This is a genomic window from Aeromonas sp. (assembly GCF_050252055.1).
In the GTDB taxonomy this organism is placed as follows: domain Bacteria; phylum Pseudomonadota; class Gammaproteobacteria; order Enterobacterales; family Aeromonadaceae; genus Aeromonas; species Aeromonas caviae.
The window spans coordinates 77,192-94,901 of sequence record NZ_JBFWLQ010000012.1 but is presented as its reverse complement, the minus strand read 5'-3'; the positions used below and the strand labels follow the sequence as shown (position 1 = coordinate 94,901).

Annotated in this window: 14 protein-coding genes; 8 read left to right on the top strand and 6 right to left on the bottom strand. The window is 65.0% G+C overall.

All coding sequences use genetic code 11. The features are described from left to right. Positions 1–32: 32 nt before the first annotated feature. A complete protein-coding gene (locus tag AB7E19_RS18640) occupies positions 33–464 on the bottom strand; it encodes a rhodanese-like domain-containing protein (protein ID WP_010672546.1) in 432 nt (143 codons plus the stop codon). A 348-nt stretch (positions 465–812) separates the two neighbouring features. Here AB7E19_RS18640 and gpmM point away from each other — a divergent pair, with 348 nt between their 5' ends. Both gpmM and AB7E19_RS18630 read left to right on the top strand, forming a co-directional pair. Next, the gene (gene gpmM, locus AB7E19_RS18635; protein WP_052816405.1) at positions 813–2,342 is read left to right on the top strand and encodes a 2,3-bisphosphoglycerate-independent phosphoglycerate mutase; all 1,530 of its coding nucleotides are present in this window, start codon (positions 813–815) and stop codon (positions 2,340–2,342) included. Between the two features lie 9 nt (positions 2,343–2,351). Next, the gene (locus AB7E19_RS18630; protein ID WP_322131267.1) at positions 2,352–3,755 is read left to right on the top strand and encodes a peptidoglycan DD-metalloendopeptidase family protein; all 1,404 of its coding nucleotides are present in this window, start codon (positions 2,352–2,354) and stop codon (positions 3,753–3,755) included. 205 nt (positions 3,756–3,960) lie between these two features. Here AB7E19_RS18630 and AB7E19_RS18625 read toward each other — a convergent pair whose 3' ends face one another. Then, positions 3,961–4,611, bottom strand: a complete 651-nt coding sequence (locus tag AB7E19_RS18625; RefSeq protein WP_322131268.1) for a Qnr family pentapeptide repeat protein — start codon at positions 4,609–4,611, stop codon at positions 3,961–3,963. 88 nt (positions 4,612–4,699) lie between these two features. Here AB7E19_RS18625 and AB7E19_RS18620 point away from each other — a divergent pair, with 88 nt between their 5' ends. Together AB7E19_RS18620 and AB7E19_RS18615 are read left to right on the top strand one after the other, a co-directional pair. Then, positions 4,700–5,707 carry a substrate-binding domain-containing protein gene (locus AB7E19_RS18620; protein WP_045522401.1) on the top strand — a complete coding sequence of 336 codons (1,008 nt, stop codon included), beginning with the start codon at positions 4,700–4,702 and terminating at the stop codon, positions 5,705–5,707. 110 nt (positions 5,708–5,817) lie between these two features. Beyond that, positions 5,818–6,207 carry a nuclear transport factor 2 family protein gene (locus AB7E19_RS18615; protein ID WP_041214080.1) on the top strand — a complete coding sequence of 130 codons (390 nt, stop codon included), beginning with the start codon at positions 5,818–5,820 and terminating at the stop codon, positions 6,205–6,207. Between the two features lie 55 nt (positions 6,208–6,262). On the opposite strand, the gene AB7E19_RS18610 is transcribed toward AB7E19_RS18615, so the two are convergent. The 4 genes from AB7E19_RS18610 to AB7E19_RS18595 form a co-directional block, all read right to left on the bottom strand. Next, positions 6,263–6,955 carry an AraC family transcriptional regulator gene (locus AB7E19_RS18610; RefSeq protein WP_322131269.1) on the bottom strand — a complete coding sequence of 231 codons (693 nt, stop codon included), beginning with the start codon at positions 6,953–6,955 and terminating at the stop codon, positions 6,263–6,265. A gap of 138 nt (positions 6,956–7,093) precedes the next feature. Further along, positions 7,094–7,735, bottom strand: a complete 642-nt coding sequence (locus tag AB7E19_RS18605) for a bifunctional 4-hydroxy-2-oxoglutarate aldolase/2-dehydro-3-deoxy-phosphogluconate aldolase (protein WP_322131270.1) — start codon at positions 7,733–7,735, stop codon at positions 7,094–7,096. 9 nt (positions 7,736–7,744) lie between these two features. Then, positions 7,745–9,541, bottom strand: coding sequence for a phosphogluconate dehydratase (gene edd, locus AB7E19_RS18600; protein ID WP_322131271.1), 1,797 nt, complete (start codon positions 9,539–9,541; stop codon positions 7,745–7,747). 60 nt (positions 9,542–9,601) lie between these two features. After that, a complete protein-coding gene (locus AB7E19_RS18595) occupies positions 9,602–10,111 on the bottom strand; it encodes a gluconokinase (RefSeq protein ID WP_039039504.1) in 510 nt (169 codons plus the stop codon). 165 nt (positions 10,112–10,276) lie between these two features. On the opposite strand from AB7E19_RS18595, the gene AB7E19_RS18590 reads away from it, so the two are divergent. The 4 genes from AB7E19_RS18590 (at position 10,277) to AB7E19_RS18575 (ending at position 17,707) form a co-directional block, all read left to right on the top strand. Next, complete coding sequence (locus AB7E19_RS18590; RefSeq protein WP_223931884.1) at positions 10,277–11,638, top strand: GntP family permease; 1,362 nt, start codon at positions 10,277–10,279, stop codon at positions 11,636–11,638. 152 nt (positions 11,639–11,790) lie between these two features. Further along, entirely contained in the window at positions 11,791–13,140 is a 1,350-nt protein-coding gene (gene pssA, locus AB7E19_RS18585; RefSeq protein WP_427936197.1) for a CDP-diacylglycerol--serine O-phosphatidyltransferase, read from the top strand. A gap of 176 nt (positions 13,141–13,316) precedes the next feature. After that, entirely contained in the window at positions 13,317–15,386 is a 2,070-nt protein-coding gene (recG, locus tag AB7E19_RS18580; protein WP_201970212.1) for an ATP-dependent DNA helicase RecG, read from the top strand. 254 nt (positions 15,387–15,640) lie between these two features. Continuing rightward, on the top strand, positions 15,641–17,707 hold the full coding sequence (locus AB7E19_RS18575) for an AsmA-like C-terminal region-containing protein (protein WP_322131273.1): 2,067 nt from the start codon (positions 15,641–15,643) through the stop codon (positions 17,705–17,707). The last annotated feature ends 3 nt before the right edge of the window (positions 17,708–17,710 follow it).

Below are 17,710 nucleotides of genomic sequence, written 5' to 3'. Positions count from 1 at the left end.
TTTAAGATAATGAGTGGGCGCAGGCCCTTAAATCAGCGTTTTTTGGTCACCGGCAGATTGTCTGCACGCCATTGGGCCATGCCACCGCTGAGCACATACACCTGCTTGAAACCGGCCTTGCTCAGTTGGCGACCCGCGCCACCAGCGGTCATCCCCGACTCGCACACCACTATGATGGGGGCATCCTTGTGCTTTTCAACCGGACCCAGATTATTCGCCTGGATCTGGGCGAGCGGCAGGTGATGGGCCCCGGCCAGATGGCCCTTGGCAAATTCATCCTGACTGCGAATGTCCACGACGGTGGCATTTTCACGGTTGATAAGCAGGGTAGCGGCGTGGTTGTTGACCGCCTTCACCGGAGAAAAACGAGCACGCACAGTGGTATACACCAGGGTGCCTGCCAGGCCCAACCAGGCTGCGGTCAGCAGCGGATTGCGGGCCGCGAAATCCAAATACTCTTGCATCTTCAACTATCCAGGGACCAAGACAAGGGCCCGAGTATACATGGGGCCCTGCATAAGATCAGCCATCTTGGCGGCAAAGCGAGAGCAAGCTCCCATCAAGGATGGCTGCCGATTCTTCCTCCTCCAACCGGGCCGAACGAGAGGATGCGCCATGCCGAAAAGAGGGGGGAAACAGAGGAAAGCCCGCCGCGGCAGACAAGCCGGCAACATGCCTAAAACAGCGGGATAACAGTTAAAAAGCGAGGCTGGAGAGGGACTTGGCTATCAGGTGACTATTTCGGCAGATGTAGTAATATTACGCTAGTTTCACTTCCCGCAATTCATTCCTATCCGAGAGGACATAGCCTTATGTCAACAGCTAAGAAACCGCTGGTTCTGGTCATCATGGACGGTTGGGGCTACAGCACCAAGCAAGAGTACAACGCCGTTGCTGCCGCCAAGACCCCCAATCTGGATCGCCTGGCCCGTGACTACACCAGCACCCTGATCTCCGGCTCCGGCCTGGACGTGGGTCTGCCGGACGGCCAGATGGGCAACTCCGAAGTGGGCCACACCAACATCGGTGCCGGTCGCGTCGTCTATCAGGAGCTGACCCGCATCTCCAAGGACATCCAGGACGGCGACTTCTTCCAGAACGTCGAGCTGGCCAAGGCTGTCGACGCTGCCGTGACCAAGGGCAAGGCCGTGCACATCATGGGTCTGATGTCCCCGGGTGGCGTACACAGCCACGAAGAGCACATCATGGGCATGATCGAGATGGCCGCCAAGCGTGGCGCCGAGCAGATCTACTTCCACGCCTTCCTGGATGGCCGCGACGTCCCGCCGCGCAGTGCCCAGTCCTCCATCGAGCTGTTCGACGCCCTGTTTGCCCGACTGGGCAAGGGTCGTTTCGCCTCCATGATCGGTCGTTACTACGCCATGGACCGCGACAACCGCTGGGATCGCGTACAGCAGGCCTATGACCTGATGACCCAGGGCAAGGGCGAATTCACCGCCGACAACGCCACCGACGCGCTGGCCGCCGCCTATGCCCGCGACGAGAACGACGAGTTCGTCAAGGCCACCCGCATCGGCGACGCTGTACCGATGATCGACGGCGATGCGCTGATCTTCATGAACTTCCGTGCCGACCGCGCCCGCGAGATCACCCGCGCCTTCGTCGATACCGACTTCACCGGCTTCGCCCGCACCGCCACCCCGGCGCTGCACTTCGTGATGCTGACCGAATACGCGGCCGACATCAAAACCGCCTGCGCCTATCCGCCCACCGCCCTGGTCAATACCCTGGGTGAGTGGCTGGCCAAGCAGGGCAAGACCCAGCTGCGCATCTCCGAGACCGAGAAGTACGCCCACGTCACCTTCTTCTTCAACGGTGGCGAAGAGGCGTGCTTCACTGGCGAAGATCGCGAAATCGTGGCGAGCCCGAAAGTGGCTACCTATGACCTGCAGCCGGAGATGAGCTCCGAAGAGCTGACCGACAAGCTGGTTGCGGCCATCAAGAGCGGCAAGTACGACGTCATCATCTGCAACTACCCGAACGGCGACATGGTCGGTCACACCGGCGTGTTCGATGCGGCCGTCAAAGCCTGTGAAGCGGTCGACCACTGCATCGGTCGCGTCACCGACGCCCTGGCGGAAGTGGGTGGCGAGTGCCTCATCACCGCCGACCATGGCAACGCCGAGAAGATGATGGACGAAGAGACTGGTCAGGCCCACACCGCCCACACCAATCTGCCGGTTCCCCTCATCTACTTCGGTCGTAAAGCCGAGGTCGCCGAAGGTGGCAAACTGTCCGATCTGGCCCCCACCATGCTGACCCTGATGGGTCTGCCGGTGCCGCCGGAAATGACTGGCAAGCCCCTGATGATTCTGAAATAATCCTGCCCCATGCGGGGATGCGAAATTATTTCACAGAAAACCAGTCGCGTCGGCCTGTTGGCCGGCGCGCTGTTTTTTTGCCTGATCTGCGGTACCGGCACAGCCCAGGCTGCGAACCAGCAGTTGGGGGCCATGCAGTCCCAGATCAAGGAACAGCAACAGACCCTCAAGCTCAGCAAGCAGGAGCTTGCCAAGCTCAACACCCAGCTCAAGGCTGACGAGCAGGCCATTTCGGCTGCCGCCGCCAAACTCGAGCAGACCAGACAGCAACTCCGGCAGAACCAGCAGAAGCTGGCGTCCCTGCAGCAGGACAAGCTGGCACTGGAGCAGCAAGCGAAACACCAGAAGCAGTTGCTGGCCAAGCAGGCAGAAAGCGCCTTCCAGGCGGGCAACCACGATTACCTCAAACTGCTGCTCAACCAGCAGGATCCGGCCAAGCTGAGCCGCGCCCTCGACTACTTCGACTACCTCAACAAGGCCCGTATCGAGGCCATTGAAGCCCTGCGCGCCACCCGTGACAAGCTGGCCAAGAACCAGCAGGCCACCAGGGAGACCGAGAACCGCCTCCAGACCCTGCTCGGCGAGCAGCAGGAGCATCACCAGAGCCTGCTGGCCAGCCAGCAGAGCCGTGCCAAGGTGCGTAACCAGTTGCAGCAGTCGGTGCAGGCCGACGAGCAGAAGCTCGACAAGCTGGTCAAGGCGGAGAAAGCGCTCAAGGCGCGGCTGGAAGAGCTGCGTCGCCAGCAGGAAGAAAAGGAACGCCGCGAACGGGCCGAGCGGGAGCGCCTTGCCAAGATCAAGGCCGAGCAGGAGCGCCAGCGCCGTCTGGAGGCCCAGCGCCTGGCAGCCGAGCAGAAGCGCATCGAGGAGCAGCAGCGGATCGCGGCCCAGCAGCGCCAGGTCGGCGAACAGCAGCGGCTGGCGGCCCAGCAGCAACGCGTCGCCGAACAGCAGGCCAAGGTGGCGCAGCAGCAAGCGGCCGCCCGCAACAGCGCCAAGGCAAGCAGCAACGGCTACGGCGGTCTGAGCACGGGTGGCAACCTGCGCTGGCCGGTGCAGGGCCCCATCCTCATCTCCTACGGCTCGCCACGTACCGCCGAGCTGAAGTGGAAGGGCACCCTGATCGGCGCCAGCGAAGGGACCCAGGTCAAGGCGGTGGCACCGGGCCAGGTGGTCTACGCCGACTGGCTCGACGGCTTCGGCATGCTGCTGGTCATCGACCATGGCAAGGGCTACATGAGCCTCTACGGCCACAACCAGTCGCTGCTGCGACAGGTGGGACAAAAGGTGGAGCAGGGTGAGCCCGTGGCCCTGGTCGGCGACAGCGGCGGACAGGAGCGCTCCGGCCTCTACTTCGAGATCCGCTATCAGGGCGAGGCCATCAACCCGACCAAGTGGCTGGCCAGACGCTAAGCCCGCCTTGTCGGTGCCCGAGTGGAGTCCGCTACCTCATCCCCAGCCCTTCTCCCGCGAGGGAACAGGGAGCAAAAGACAGCAACACCGCGTCGTTTAGCACTTCACCTGACAAAAAGTCTGCATCGCGCAGGCTTTTTGCTTGGCAGGGGAGGCACCACACCGCCCGCCCCGATGATGAAAACTTACCTCTTTTCCACCCCGCTCAGGGGAAGACCACCAGCCCGATCTGCTCCAGCAGCCCCTGCTGCTGATCTTCATTGATCTGCACCCCGGCGAGGTTGACCCGGCGCAGATCCAGACCGGGCAGATCGCACTGGCGCAGATCGCACCCTTGCAGGTTGAAGCTGGTCCAGTCGATTTGCCCGAACTCGGAGCCGCTGAGATCCGAGCCTGCCAGGGAGGCGCCCAGCAGGTTGGCCCCCTGCCAGCGGTTGCCGGCAAGCTCGCACCGCTCCAGCAGGCAGCTTTCGAAGTTTGCGTAGCTTAAGTTGTTGCCGGTGAGGTGGGCCTCGCAGAAATAGCTTTTGGCGGTGATCCGGTTGGCGAAGCTGGCATGGGCGAAGTTGATCCCCATGGCCTGGCAGTCGCGCATCTCCAGCCCAAGACACTGGCTGCGGCCGAAGTCCGCCAGGGTGAGATCGCAGCGCAGGAAGCTCGCCTCCCTCAGATCGCAGCCCTGAAACAGGCATCCCAGCTCCCGTTCCCTGTCATAGAAGCTGCAGTCGACGAAGCGGCTCTCCCCGAGATCGAGCCAGGAGAAGTGACAGCCGATGAAGCGGCACCCTTGGAACTGCTCCCCCTCCACCTCCTGCTGCTCGAAGTGGACCCCCTCGAAACACCTGCCCTTGATCATCCCCTGCCCCCTATTGATGGCGTCATATGCTGACATTGCCGTGCAAAAACGGTAATGTTACGTGTAACATTTTTTGCCGGATCCCCAGATGAACGACACCCGCAAGCGCCGCCCTACCCTGCAGGACATTGCCGACCTGACCGGTGTCACCAAGATGACCGTCAGCCGCTACCTGCGCGACCCGTCCGCCGTGGCCGAAGGGACCCGCGAGCGCATCGCCGCCGCGGTGGAGGAGCTCGGCTACATCCCGAACCGGGCGCCGGACATGCTGTCGAACGCCACCAGCAAGGCGATCGGCATCCTGATCCCCTCCCTCTCCAACCAGGTCTTCTCGGCGGTGATCCACGGCATCGAGGCGGTGACCCGGCCCGCCGGCTACCAGACCCTGCTCGCCCACTACGGCTACAGCCCGGAGCGGGAGGAGGAGCAGATCGCCTCGCTCCTCTCCTACAACGTGGACGGGCTCATCCTCTCGGACACCCAGCACACCGAGCGCACCCGCAAGATGATCGCCACCGCCGGCATCCCGGTGGTGGAAACCATGGATCTGCCCCTCTCCCCCATCGACATGGTGGTGGGCATGGATCACCGGGCCGCCGCCCGGGCCATGGTAACAGAGATGCTGCGCCGGGGACGGCGCAAGGTGATCTACCTCGGCGCCCGGCTCGACGTGCGCACCCAGCTGCGAATGGAAGGCTACTACCAGGCGATGGCCGATTTCGGTCTGACCGGCCAGCACCTGCTGACGGAGCAATCCTCCAGCTTCACCCTGGGGGGAGAGCTGCTGGCCCAGGCCATGGCGCGCTTCCCCGATCTCGACGGCCTGTTCTGCACCAACGACGACCTCGCAGTGGGGGCCCTGCTGCAATGCCAGGCCAGGTGGATCCCGGTGCCCCAGCAGGTGGCCATCGCCGGCAGCAACGCCCTCGACATCGGCCACGCCATGACCCCCAAGCTCGCCAGCATCGTCACCCCCCGCGAGACCATAGGTCGCGAAGCCGCCATCATGCTGCTGGCCCGCCTCGGCGGCCAGCCGCTGGCGACCAGGTGCAAGGACATCGGCTTCTCCCTCTATGAGGGGGAAAGCCTCGGCTGATCCCCGGCCATCATGGCGCGTTCGACCGCCATGATGGCGCCTTCTCCCCTCTCCCCTCGCCGCCCCCTGGCCTATGCTGGCTCCTCCATCCACCCTGTCAGGAGCAGACCATGCACCACACCGAACGATTGAAAGCCTGCCTGCAGCGCGTCATCTGCGATCCCGCCTTCCCTCTGGCGGAGCTCGACGCCTGGTTCACCCCCGACTACTGCCAGGAGGTGAACGGCGAGCGGCTCGACTACCCGGCGTTTCACCAGCACATCGCCACACTGCGCCGCCATCTGGCCGGGGCGAGCATCGAGTTTGTCGCCACCCTGGCGCAGGGGGAGCGGGTGCACTCGACCCATGTGGTACGGGCCACCCGCCAGGACGGCGGCACCCTGGTCTGCAAGGTGAGCGGCCTCTTCACCTTTCGCGGCGATCGGATCTGCCACACCGACGAGGTGACCTGTCTGCTGGCAGGCAGCAAGGAGGATGCGGATATCGGCTCGCGGCGCTGACTGCCGGCAACCCGCAGACACCGCCATGGCGGGCAGGAAGGCAGACGACGGGCCCTCAGGCCGCCGGTTCGCGCCGGGCAAGGCGCTGGAGGGCGCGGGACAAGGCGCCGGGATCTTCGTAGCCGAGCCGATCGGCGATCTGGGCCAGCGTGAGCCCCCGGTGCTGCAACTGGCGCGCCCGTCCCAGCACCACCTGCTCCCGCCACTGGCGAAAGCTGCACCCCAGCTGCTGGAGGAAAAGCCGGTTGAGGGTACGCACCGAGGCGCCGCAATCTGCCGCCAGCGCCGTCAGCGTCAGATGGATGGCGGGTGCCTGGCACACCCTGTCCAGCACCCGCAACAGGCGCGGGTCCAGCTCCCCGGTGAGGGGAATGCGCGCCGCGAGCGGGTCGGCGCACTCCAGCTCCTGGCCAAGCACCGTCAGATAGGCCCCCTTCACCTCCTCCTCGGCCAGCTCGGGCAGGCGGGCGAAGAGGCCCGCCAGCAGCGGGCTGGCCTGCAAGGGGCCGAAGGCGGTGCGGGCCGACGTCGGCACATAGAGGAGGGAGAGCCGGGAGCGGCGCAGCACGCGAAACTCGTGCTCCCACCCCGGCGGAATAAAGCAGATCTGGCCCGCCACCAGCAGTTCTCCCTCCCCTCGCCCCGTGATGATGCCGCCCCCGTCGTGCAGATAGCAGTATTGGGCATGGGGGTGGCAGTGCAGCGCGGTGAAGTGCCCTTGCGGGTAGGATGGATGCAGACAGGACATGAAGGCTCCAGGGGAGAGGGGCGGCCCCCGACCTTAAGCCAGGGCGAGGCCGGAAGCAAACGGCCCACCCCCTCCGGGGGCGGAAAAACAGCAGGCCACCCGGGGGTGGCCTGTTTAATTTTTCTAAACGATATTTGCTTAGCGTTTAACCAATTCAACCGCTTCCCGGGAGAGGCGGGTCACCTCCTCCCAGTTGCCGCTCTTGACGGCGTCTGCCGGCAGCATCCAGGAGCCGCCGACGGTGGCCACACATTTCAGCGCCAGGTAGTCGGCCACGTTTTTCGGGCCGATGCCGCCGGTGGGGCAGAATTTCACCTGGGGCAGGGGCGCCGCGATGGCGGAGAGTGCCTTGGTGCCGCCATTCGCCTCGGCCGGGAAGAATTTGAGGTGGTCGTAGCCCGCTTCCAGCGCCTGCATCACCTCGGACGGGGTGGCCACCCCCGGGATCAGCGGCGCCGTGCTCTTGGCCGCGTGGGCCAGCAGGGCCGGGGTCATGCCCGGGGAGATGACGAAGCGGGCACCGGCAGCGACAGCGGCATCAAACTGCGCGCAGTTGAGCACGGTACCGGCACCGACCATGGCATCCGGCATCGCCTTGGCGATGAGGGTGATGGCGTCCAGCGCCACCGGGGTGCGCAGGGTGATCTCGAACACCGAGATGCCGCCATCCAGCAGGGCCTTAGCCATCGGCAGGGCCTGCTCCAGGTCGTTGATGACCATCACGGGTACCAGGGGGGAGGCGGCAAACACCTCGGCAGGGGTCACTTTCCAGTTCTGCATAGCTCTTCCTCAGTCAAAGATGGTGGCGCCGCACTCGGCGCTCGATACCGCGCGACGCATCACGCTGAACAGTTCACGGCCCCACCCCTCTTGTTCCAGGGTGAGGTCGATCTCGGCCTGGGTACGGCCGCTCAAATCGGTCAGGCAGTCGAGGCGGCCGGACTCGGCATCCACCCGCAGCAGGTCGCCATCGGCAAGCAGGCCGATGGCCCCGCCGTGCAGCGCTTCCGGGGTGACGTGGATGGCGGCCGGGATCTTGCCGGAGGCGCCGGAGAGGCGGCCGTCGGTGACCAGAGCCACCTTGTGACCCGCCTTCTGCAGGTTGCCAAGTACTGGCATCAGCTTGTGCAGCTCCGGCATACCGTTGGCGGCCGGGCCGTTGTGGCGCACCACGATGACGGCGTCCTGGTTCAACTCACCGGCTTTGTAGGCTGCCTCCACCGCATGCTGGGAGGAGAAGACCCGGGCCGGGGCCTCGATGACCCGATACTCGGGCGCGACGGCGGAGACCTTGACCACGGCGCGGCCCAGGTTGCCCGCCAGCAGCTTGGTGCCGCCGGTGGCCTGGAACTCGCTGCCAGAGGGAGAGAGCACGCCCGGATCCGCGCTCTCGCCCACCGGTTGCCACACCAGCTTGCCATCCACCAGTGCCGGACGGCTGAGGTAGTCCTGCATCTCGCCGAAGACCGGGGTGGCATCCATGTGGATCAGCCCCTCTTCGGCCAGACGACGCATCAGGCCGGGCACGCCCCCCGCCTGTTCGAAGGCGTTGACGTCCGCCGGGCCGTTCGGGTACATGCGCACCAGGAGCGGCACCACGTCGGAGAGATCGCTCAGGTCGTCCCAGGTCAGCTCCAGCCCGGCGGCGCGGGCCAGCGCCACCATGTGGATGCTGTGGTTGGTGCTGCCGCCGGAGGCGAGCAGGGCCACCAGGCCGTTGACCAGGGCGCGCTCGTCGATCACCGCACTCAGGGGGCGATAGGCCGGGGAGCCCGGGATCATGGCGCTGATGCGGCGGGCCGCTTCCTCGGTGAGGGCGTGGCGCAGCTCGCTGTGCGGATGCACGAAGGCGGAGCCCGGCAGCATCAGGCCCATGGCTTCGAACACCAGCTGGTTGGTGTTGGCGGTGCCGTAGAAGGTGCAGGTGCCCGCCGCGTGGTAGGCGCCGCACTCCATCTTGAGCAGGGCGTCGCGGCCCACTTCACCGGCAGCGTACTGCTGGCGCACCTTCACCTTCTCGTCGTTGCTGATGCCGCTCGCCATGGGGCCGGCAGGCACGAAGGCGGTGGGCAGGTGGGCGTGGGAAAGCGCCCCCATGATCTGGCCCGGGGCAATCTTGTCGCAGATGCCGAGCAGCAGGGTGGCGTCGAAGGTGTTGTGGGAGAGGGAGACCGCGGTGGCCTGGGCGATGAGGTCCCGGGAGAAGAGGGACATGTCCATCCCCGGCTGACCCTGGGTCACGCCGTCGCACATGGCGGGTACGCCGCCGGCAACCTGGGCACTGTGGCCGAGCTCGGCCAGGGCGCCCTTGATGATGTCCGGGTAGCCCTGATAGGGCTGATGGGCACTCAGCATGTCGTTGTAGGCGGTGACGATGGCCACGTTGGCGCGGGTCATGTCGAGGATCCGCCCCTTCTCGTCACAGCTCGAGGCGGCCACGGCGTGGGCCAGGTTGCCACAGGAGAGGGAGGCGCGGGTCTTGCCCTGATCAGCCTGGCGCTGGATGCGGGCCAGGAAGCGGGCACGGCGGGCGGTGCTGCGCTCGCGGATGCGGTTGGTCACCTGGGTGATCACGGGATGGGTCATAGCTTTCTCTCCAACTCTATATACGGGCGCGGTCGGCTGCAGCCGGGCGCGCGACATGGCTCATTGCGCCTGCGTCAGCGCGGTGACGGCACGGTCGACCACCTGTTCGAAGGTCCCGTCGATATCGATGCGAAACACGCCGGGCTCGCCATCCGGTCGCTCCAGGGTATCAAACTGGCTTTGTACCATGGCTTCGCGCATGAAGTGGCCCTGCCGTGCCCGCATCCGTTCGAGAATGAGGGACTGGCTGCCATCCAGAAACAGGAAACTCACCGAGTCGTTGCCCTCGCGGATCTGGTCGCGGTACTGCTTCTTGAGGGCCGAGCAGACGATGACGCCGAGCTCGTTCTTGCGCTCCAGGCTGTAGGCCGCATCGCGGATACGCTCCAGCCAGGGGGCCCTGTCTTCGTCGTTGAGCGGGTTGCCCGCCGCCATCTTCTGGATGTTCGCGCGAGGGTGCAGATCATCGCCGTCGATGAACTTGGCCCCCAGGGCATTGGCCACCTTGAGGCCGATGCTGGACTTGCCGCTGCCACACACACCCATCACGATAATGCACTTGCCCGCCATTATTTGACCTCTCTCTCACTTTTCAAAAAACGTTCGCCTGATGGGTTCTAAGCTACCACGTTACCGGTAACATGTTACCGGTAACGTTTCGCAATGTGAAGTGCAGCACAGAAATGTGCAGAACAACAACTAGAACCATTTGAGGACAATTTTATGAACGGAGCAATGAACACACCCGATGTCGCCTATCTGCTCTCGGTAGCGGGCGGAGCCATTGTCATGTTGCTGGTGCTGATCATGCGATTCAAGGTACATGCCTTCGTGGCATTGACCCTGGTCAGCATGCTGACGGCCCTGGCCACCGGGGTCACCTATGACCAGGTGATCCCCACCATGCTGACCGGTTTCGGCGGCACCCTGGCCTCGGTCGCGCTGCTGGTCGGCCTCGGCGCCATGATAGGCCGGATCCTGGAGATGACGGGGGGCGCCAAGGTACTGGCCGATACCCTGATCAACCGCTTCGGCTCCCACCGCGCCCCCTTCGCGCTGGGTGTGGCCTCCCTGCTGTTCGGCTTCCCGATCTTCTTTGACGCCGGCCTCATCGTCATGCTGCCCATCATCTTCAGCGTGGCGAAGCAGTTCGGCGGCTCCGTCCTCAAGTATGCCCTGCCCTCCGCCGGTGCCTTCGCGGTGATGCACGCCTTCCTGCCGCCCCACCCGGGTCCGGTGGCCGCCAGCGAGCTGCTGGGTGCCAACATCGGTCTGCTCACCATCGTGGGCCTGCTGGTCGCGCTGCCCACCTGGTATCTGGGTGCCTACCTGTTCGGGCTCTGGTCCGGCAAGAAGTTTGAGCTGCCCCTGCCCCCGAGCTTCACTGCCAGCGCCGAGCAGCTCTCCGACAAGGCGCCGAGCTTCGGCCAGGTGATCTCCATCCTGCTGCTGCCGCTGGTGCTCATCTTCATGGATACCGGCCTCAATACCCTGGGCGTCATGGGCGTCATCGACAAGGGTGCGGACTGGGTCAACGTGCTGCGCATGGTCGGCAAGACCCCGGTCGCCCTGCTCATCACTGTGCTGTACGCCCTCTGGATGTTCCGCCAGAGCCAGGGCAAGGTGCAGCTCGAGAAGTTCTGCAACGACGCCCTGGCCCCGGTCTGCGCCGTCATCCTGGTCACCGGTGCCGGCGGCATGTTCGGCGGCGTATTGCGGGCGAGCGGCATCGGCACCGCGCTGGCCGACGTGCTCTCCGATACCGGCATGCCGGTGATCCTCGCGGCCTTCCTGGTATCCGCCGCGCTGCGGGTTGCCCAGGGTTCCGCCACCGTGGCCCTGACCACCACCGCCGCCCTGATGGCGCCGACCGTGGCCGCCACCACCGGCCTGAGCGAGCTGGACCTGACCTTCATCGTCATCGCCATCGCCGGGGGCGCCACCGTGCTCTCCCACTTCAATGACTCCGGCTTCTGGCTGGTCAGCCGCTTCCTCAACATGGACGAGAAGACCACCCTCAAGACCTGGACCGTGATGGAGACCCTGCTCGGCACCATCGCCTTCCTCATCGTGGCCACGGCCAGCGCCATCCTCTGACGGAAACACATCGGGGCCGCATCCGTCGGCCCCGATGTGATATTGCACCGACTTTTTACGGATTCTTGCTTGGGCCCATCGCCACAGATTGCTAGAATTGCCTATTCTTCGCCCCGAGTGGAACGCTTCATCCCGTGATTTCAGGCTTCTCTATGCATTCATCGGCACATTATCGACAGTTGCTGACCCGCTTACCCCAGATCGCGGTTGCCGCGGATCAGTTCCAGATACTCAGCAGCGCCAAAGACTTCAAGAGCCGGATCCTGTCGCTCATCGCCCATGCGACCCAGCGCATCTATCTGATCGCGCTCTATCTGCAGGATGACGAGGCGGGACGGGAGATTCTCTCCGCCCTCTATGCCGCCAAGCAGCGTAACCCGGCCCTCGACGTCAAGGTGTTCGTCGACTTCCACCGCGCCCAGCGCGGCCTGATCGGCAAGGGCAAGCAGGGGGGCAACCACCTGATGTACCAGGCCATGGCCGCTCGCCACGAGCACCAGATCGAGATCTACGGCGTGCCGGTCAAGGGCCGCGAGCTGCTCGGGGTGCTGCACCTCAAGGGCTTCATCTTCGACGACACCCTGCTTTACTCCGGCGCCAGCCTCAACGACATCTACCTGCACCAGCAGGAGCGCTACCGCTTCGATCGCTATCACCAGATCCACAGCCCGGCACTGACCCGCAGCATGGTCAACTACGTAGATGACGTCTTCCTCGGCAGCGAGGCCGTCCAGCGACTGGATCGCACCGGCATCCCCGGCGCCAAGCAGCTCAAGGGACCGATCCGCCGCTTCAAGCAGCGCCTGCGCCTCTGCCAGTACCGCTTCGAGAGCATCCAGCCCAACGATCGGGAGATCGCCGTGACCCCCATGGTGGGCCTGGGCAAGCGGGGCAACCAGCTCAACCGGATGATCCGCAACCTGGTGCGGGCCACCGAGCGGGAGATCTTCATCTGCACCCCCTACTTCAACCCCCCCAAGGAGTTGAACAAGGACGTGGAGGCACTGCTCAAACGCGGCTGCAAGGTGACCATCGTCGTGGGCGACAAGACCGCCAACGACTTCTTCATCCCCCCGGAGGAGAAGTTCTCCACCATCGGCGGTCTGCCCTATCTCTACGAGACCAACCTGCGCAAGTTTGCCGAGCGCAACCAGCACCACATCGACAACGGCCGGCTCAACCTCATGCTCTGGTGCTGCGAGAAGAACTCCTATCACCTCAAGGGGATCTTCGTGGATGAGGAGTGGGCCCTGCTCACCGGCAACAACCTCAATCCCCGAGCCTGGGCGCTGGATCTGGAGAACGGCCTGCTGGTACACGACCAGCACCATCACCTGCGCGAGCAGTTCAGTGCGGAGCGGGAGAACATCCTGGCCCACACCCGCCGCATCAGTCACTTCGACCAGATAGAGCAGATCAAGGATTACCCGGATCAGGTGCGCAAGCTGCTGGCCCGGATCCACAGGGTCAAGGCTCACCTCCTGCTCAAGCGCATCATCTGACCGCCAGGGCGCCCCGTCAGTGAAAAGGCCTGCCGTTTCCGGCAGGCCTTTTTCATGGGTGACCCTCCCCCCGCTCCCTTGCCCACCAGCCCGGAACGGCACAACGCGGCTTGCATCGAGGCCGCAACAACCCCTATCATCTGGACATATTTACAGTGTTTTCGGGCATCTAATTGATGAAATTGGATAAAATCTCCCTCGACAGCCTCAAGGGTGTCGGCAGCAAGATGCTGGAGAAACTCGAGCGGCTGGGGCTGGCCACGGTACAGGACCTGCTGTTCCACCTTCCCCTGCGCTACGAGGACCGCACCCAGGTGTGGCCCATCGGCGATCTGCCGCCCGGCCTGCACGGTGCCGTCGAGGGCGAGATCCAGGACACCCAGCTGGTGATGGGGCGCCGCCGCATGCTGGTGTGCCGTATCAGCGACGGCACCGGCAGCCTGACCCTGCGCTTCTTCAATTTCACCGCTGCCCAGAAAAACAGCCTGGCCCAGGGCCGCCTTATCCGCTGCTTTGGCGAGACACGTCCCGGCAAGTACGGCCTGGAGATGGCCCACCCCGAGTACAAGCTGCTCGGCGAGGAGCAGGCCGGCCAGACCGAAGAGGCCCTCACCCCCGTCTACCCCACCACAGAGGGGCTGCGCCAGCTCACCCTGCGCAGCCTCACGGATCAGGCCCTGGCCCAGCTCGACCTCTACGGGGTCGAGGAGCTGCTGCCTGCCGGCCTCTATCCCCAACAGATCGATCTTGCCGCCGCCCTGAAGCTGCTGCACCGCCCGCCTCCCTCGGTGGCGCTGGCCCTGCTCGAGAGCGGCCAGCATCCGGCACAGCAGCGGCTGGTACTGGAAGAGCTGCTGGCCCACAACCTCTCGGTCTTGAAGGTGCGGGCCCAGGCACAGACCCAGCTGGCCCGTGCCCTCAAGCCCGCTCCCGAGCTGGTCCGGCAGCTGCTCGGCGCCCTGCCGTTCACCCCCACCGGTGCCCAGAGCCGGGTGGTGGCGGAGATCGGCCGGGATCTGCAACAGAGCCACCCCATGATGCGGCTGGTGCAGGGGGACGTGGGCTCAGGTAAAACGCTGGTCGCGGCGCTGGCCGCCCTGCAGGCCATCGGCAACGGCTGCCAGGTGGGGCTGATGGCACCGACCGAGCTGCTGGCCGAACAGCACGCCATCAACTTCGCCAGGTGGCTGGAACCGCTCGGCATCAAGGTGGGCTGGCTGGCTGGCAAGCAGAAGGGCAAGGCGCGGGAAGAGGCGCTGGCCGCCATCGCGGACGGCAGCGTCAAGATGGTGGTGGGCACCCACGCCATCTTCCAGGAGCAGGTGGTATTCCAGCGCCTCGCCCTGGTCATCATCGATGAACAGCACAGGTTCGGCGTGCATCAGCGCCTCGCCCTGCGGGAAAAAGGGGAGCGGGAAGGGGTGCATCCCCACCAGCTCATCATGACCGCCACCCCCATCCCCCGCACCCTGGCGATGACCGCCTATGCGGACCTCGACACCTCGGTCATCGACGAGCTGCCGCCGGGCCGCACTCCCATTACCACGGTCGCCCTGCCGGACAGTCGCCGCCAGGACGTGATCGAGCGGGTGAGGCTCGCCTGCGAGGAGGGCAAGCAGGCCTACTGGGTCTGCACCCTGATCGAGGAGTCGGAGGTGCTGGAGTGCCAGGCCGCCGAAGACACCGCCGCCGAGCTGCAAACCCTGCTGCCCGGCCTGCACATCGGCCTGGTACACGGCCGGATGCGCCCCGTCGAGAAACAGCGGGTGATGGAGGAGTTCAAGGCGGGCATACTGCAACTGCTGGTCGCCACCACCGTCATCGAGGTGGGGGTGGATGTGCCCAATGCCAGCCTGATGATCATCGAAAACCCGGAGCGGCTGGGGCTGGCCCAGTTGCACCAGCTCCGCGGCCGGGTCGGGCGGGGGTCGGTGGCCTCTCACTGCGTGCTGCTCTATCATGCCCCCTTGTCCAAGACCGCCCAGAGCCGCCTCGGGGTACTGCGGGAGACCAATGACGGCTTTCTCATCGCCCAGCGGGATCTGGAGCTGCGTGGCCCAGGCGAGCTGCTCGGTACCCGCCAGACCGGCCTGGCCGATCTCAAGATCGCCGATCTGGTGCGCGACCAGCCGCTCATCCCTCAGGTGCAGAAGATGGCGCGCTTCCTGATGGACAAACACCCGGCTCATGTCGAGCCCCTGATCCGCCGCTGGTTGGGCCTGCGGGACCACTACTCCAATGCTTGACCAGGGCAGATGCAGAAGAGGGTCACCTTGCCTGATGGATAAACTCCCGGCTCATGTCGAGCCCCTGATCCGCCGCTGGCTGGGCCTGCGGGACCACTACTCCAATGCTTGACCAAGGCAGATGCAGAAGAGGGTCACCTTGCCTGATGAATAAACACCCGAGCCGTGTCGAACCCTTGATACGATGCTGGCTCGGTCTACGGGATCACTACTCGAATGCCTGACCAAGCAACAGAAACAGGAGGAAAGCACTGATGAATTCCTGGCTGCGCGGCCTGCTCTACACCTTTGCCTTCCTGCTGCTCTTTGTCTGGGTCGGTCTCGGCCTGTTCGATGCAGAGCGCGCCAAAGGCCCCATCGCCAACTGGCTCAGCCAGCAGACCGGGGTGCCCGTCACCATAGGCCGGCTGGTGTTCAATCCGCTGCACCCCTACACCCTGCTGGCGGAACAGGTGCGCTATGGGGATGCGGTACAGCTGGAAAAACTCTATCTGGAGATCGAGCACATCGACTGGTTGAACCGGGATGTGCGCATCGCCCACCTGGACCTCATCCGTCCCGTCATCAAGCTGCCGCTCCCCAACCAGTTGCCAAGCCTGCCGGTTCACTCCCTCACCATCAGCGACAGCACCATCGACAACCTGAGCCTGCAGAGCGAGGCCCTGACCCTGCGCGGCCTCAGTGCGTCCCTGAGTGACTGGGAACTGATCGACCCGAGACGCCAGCCCCAGGCCAACCTCACCCTAGGCATCAACCAGCTGGAGACCCCCATGTTCACCCTGGCCCGTCTCAGCCTCAAGGGGCGGCTGGAGGGGCAGGTGCTCAGCACCGACAGACTGAGCACCAACCTGTTCGACGGCCTGCTCGAGACCGGCATGGTGCTGAACTGGCCAGAGCGCAGCCTGCAACTGCACGATCTCAAGGCCCGCGCCATGCGCCTCGAGCTTGGTGACATTCCCCCTGGCGAGCTCCCCCTGCGCCGCATCACCCTGGACAGGGGTCAGCTTGCCCAGATGAGCATCAATGCCATCGATCAGGAGCTCTCCCTCAACAACTTCAACGGCCAGCTCACCGCCTTCGACTGGCAGGCGGGCAGCCAGCCCAGCGGCTACCTGGCGGGCACCCTGGGCGACATGGGCCGCGGCTTGTTCCAGCTTGAGGCCGTCGAGGGCAAGCTCGCCTTCTCCCCCCGGCAGCTGGATGCCGAGCTGCGAGGCAAGGCATACGAAGGGGAGTTCAACGTCGAGCTGGCCCTCGACACCCAGCAGCAGAAGCTCACCCTGAAGGATCTGGCCCTGAGCGGCATGGACATCAGTTTGCCCCAGGGGTGGTGGCAGGATTGGCAGGGCTGGCGCCCGCAACAGATCGACATCCGCAAACTGGCCTTCGACAAGCTCAAGGTGCTCTCTTTCGACGACACCCTGCCCCTCTCCCTGACCGGCTGGCAACTCTACCTGAACGATCTCGCCCTACGGGGCAACCAGCCAGGCCCCCTGCTGGGGCGAGCCCGCATCGAGAGCAAGTGGTTCGAGCTGGTGTGGGACGGTCTCAGTGCCCGCAACGGCACCCTGGATGGCGAGCTGACCCCCAGCTCCTGGCAGCTCAACACCCTCGCCACCTCCCTGCCCGACGAGGGCTCCCTCAACCTGAGCGGCCAGTGGGGCAGAACGCCCGGGCAGGAGAGCCGCCTGCAGTTGCAGGGCAAGCAGCTGGATCTGGAGCAGTGGGGCAAGCTGCTGCACTCCCCCGTCTCCTTCGCGGGCAAGGTGGATCTGGCAGCAGATCTGCAGGCCGACCTCAACGGGCAACCCGGCGAGCAGACGGCCAACTGGCGCCGGACCCTTCAGGGCAGCCTGAGCCTGGAGAGCAAGGATCCCTTCTGGGACAAGGTCGGCATCGACCCCCTGCTGGATGACTGGTTCAGGGAGCAGACCCCCCCCGATCTGACACCGCAGACGCTGTGGCAGGCGATGCAACGCGGAGACACCCCCTTTTATCAGATCAGGCTGGATGCCAGGGCGGAGCAGGGCAAGGTGCGGATCGAGCAAGGCGGTGCCTCCACCATCACCCACCTGCTGGCACTGCAAGGGGGTGTCGACCTGGCCGCAGACCAGTGGCAGCTCGACCTCGGGGTCCTGAACAAGGGACGCTGCGCCGAGCTGCTCGCCCGCTGGCGCGGCCCCCTCAATGCACCCGACCTGGGCTGGAGTTTCCCCACTGGACAGGACGCCTGTGGCTGGGAGGCGGGTGTGCGCTACCCCGCCCAGGGACGAAGCGGCCCGCTCTGGCGCCCCCGGCCCCCGGCCCCTGCCGCCCAATAACGA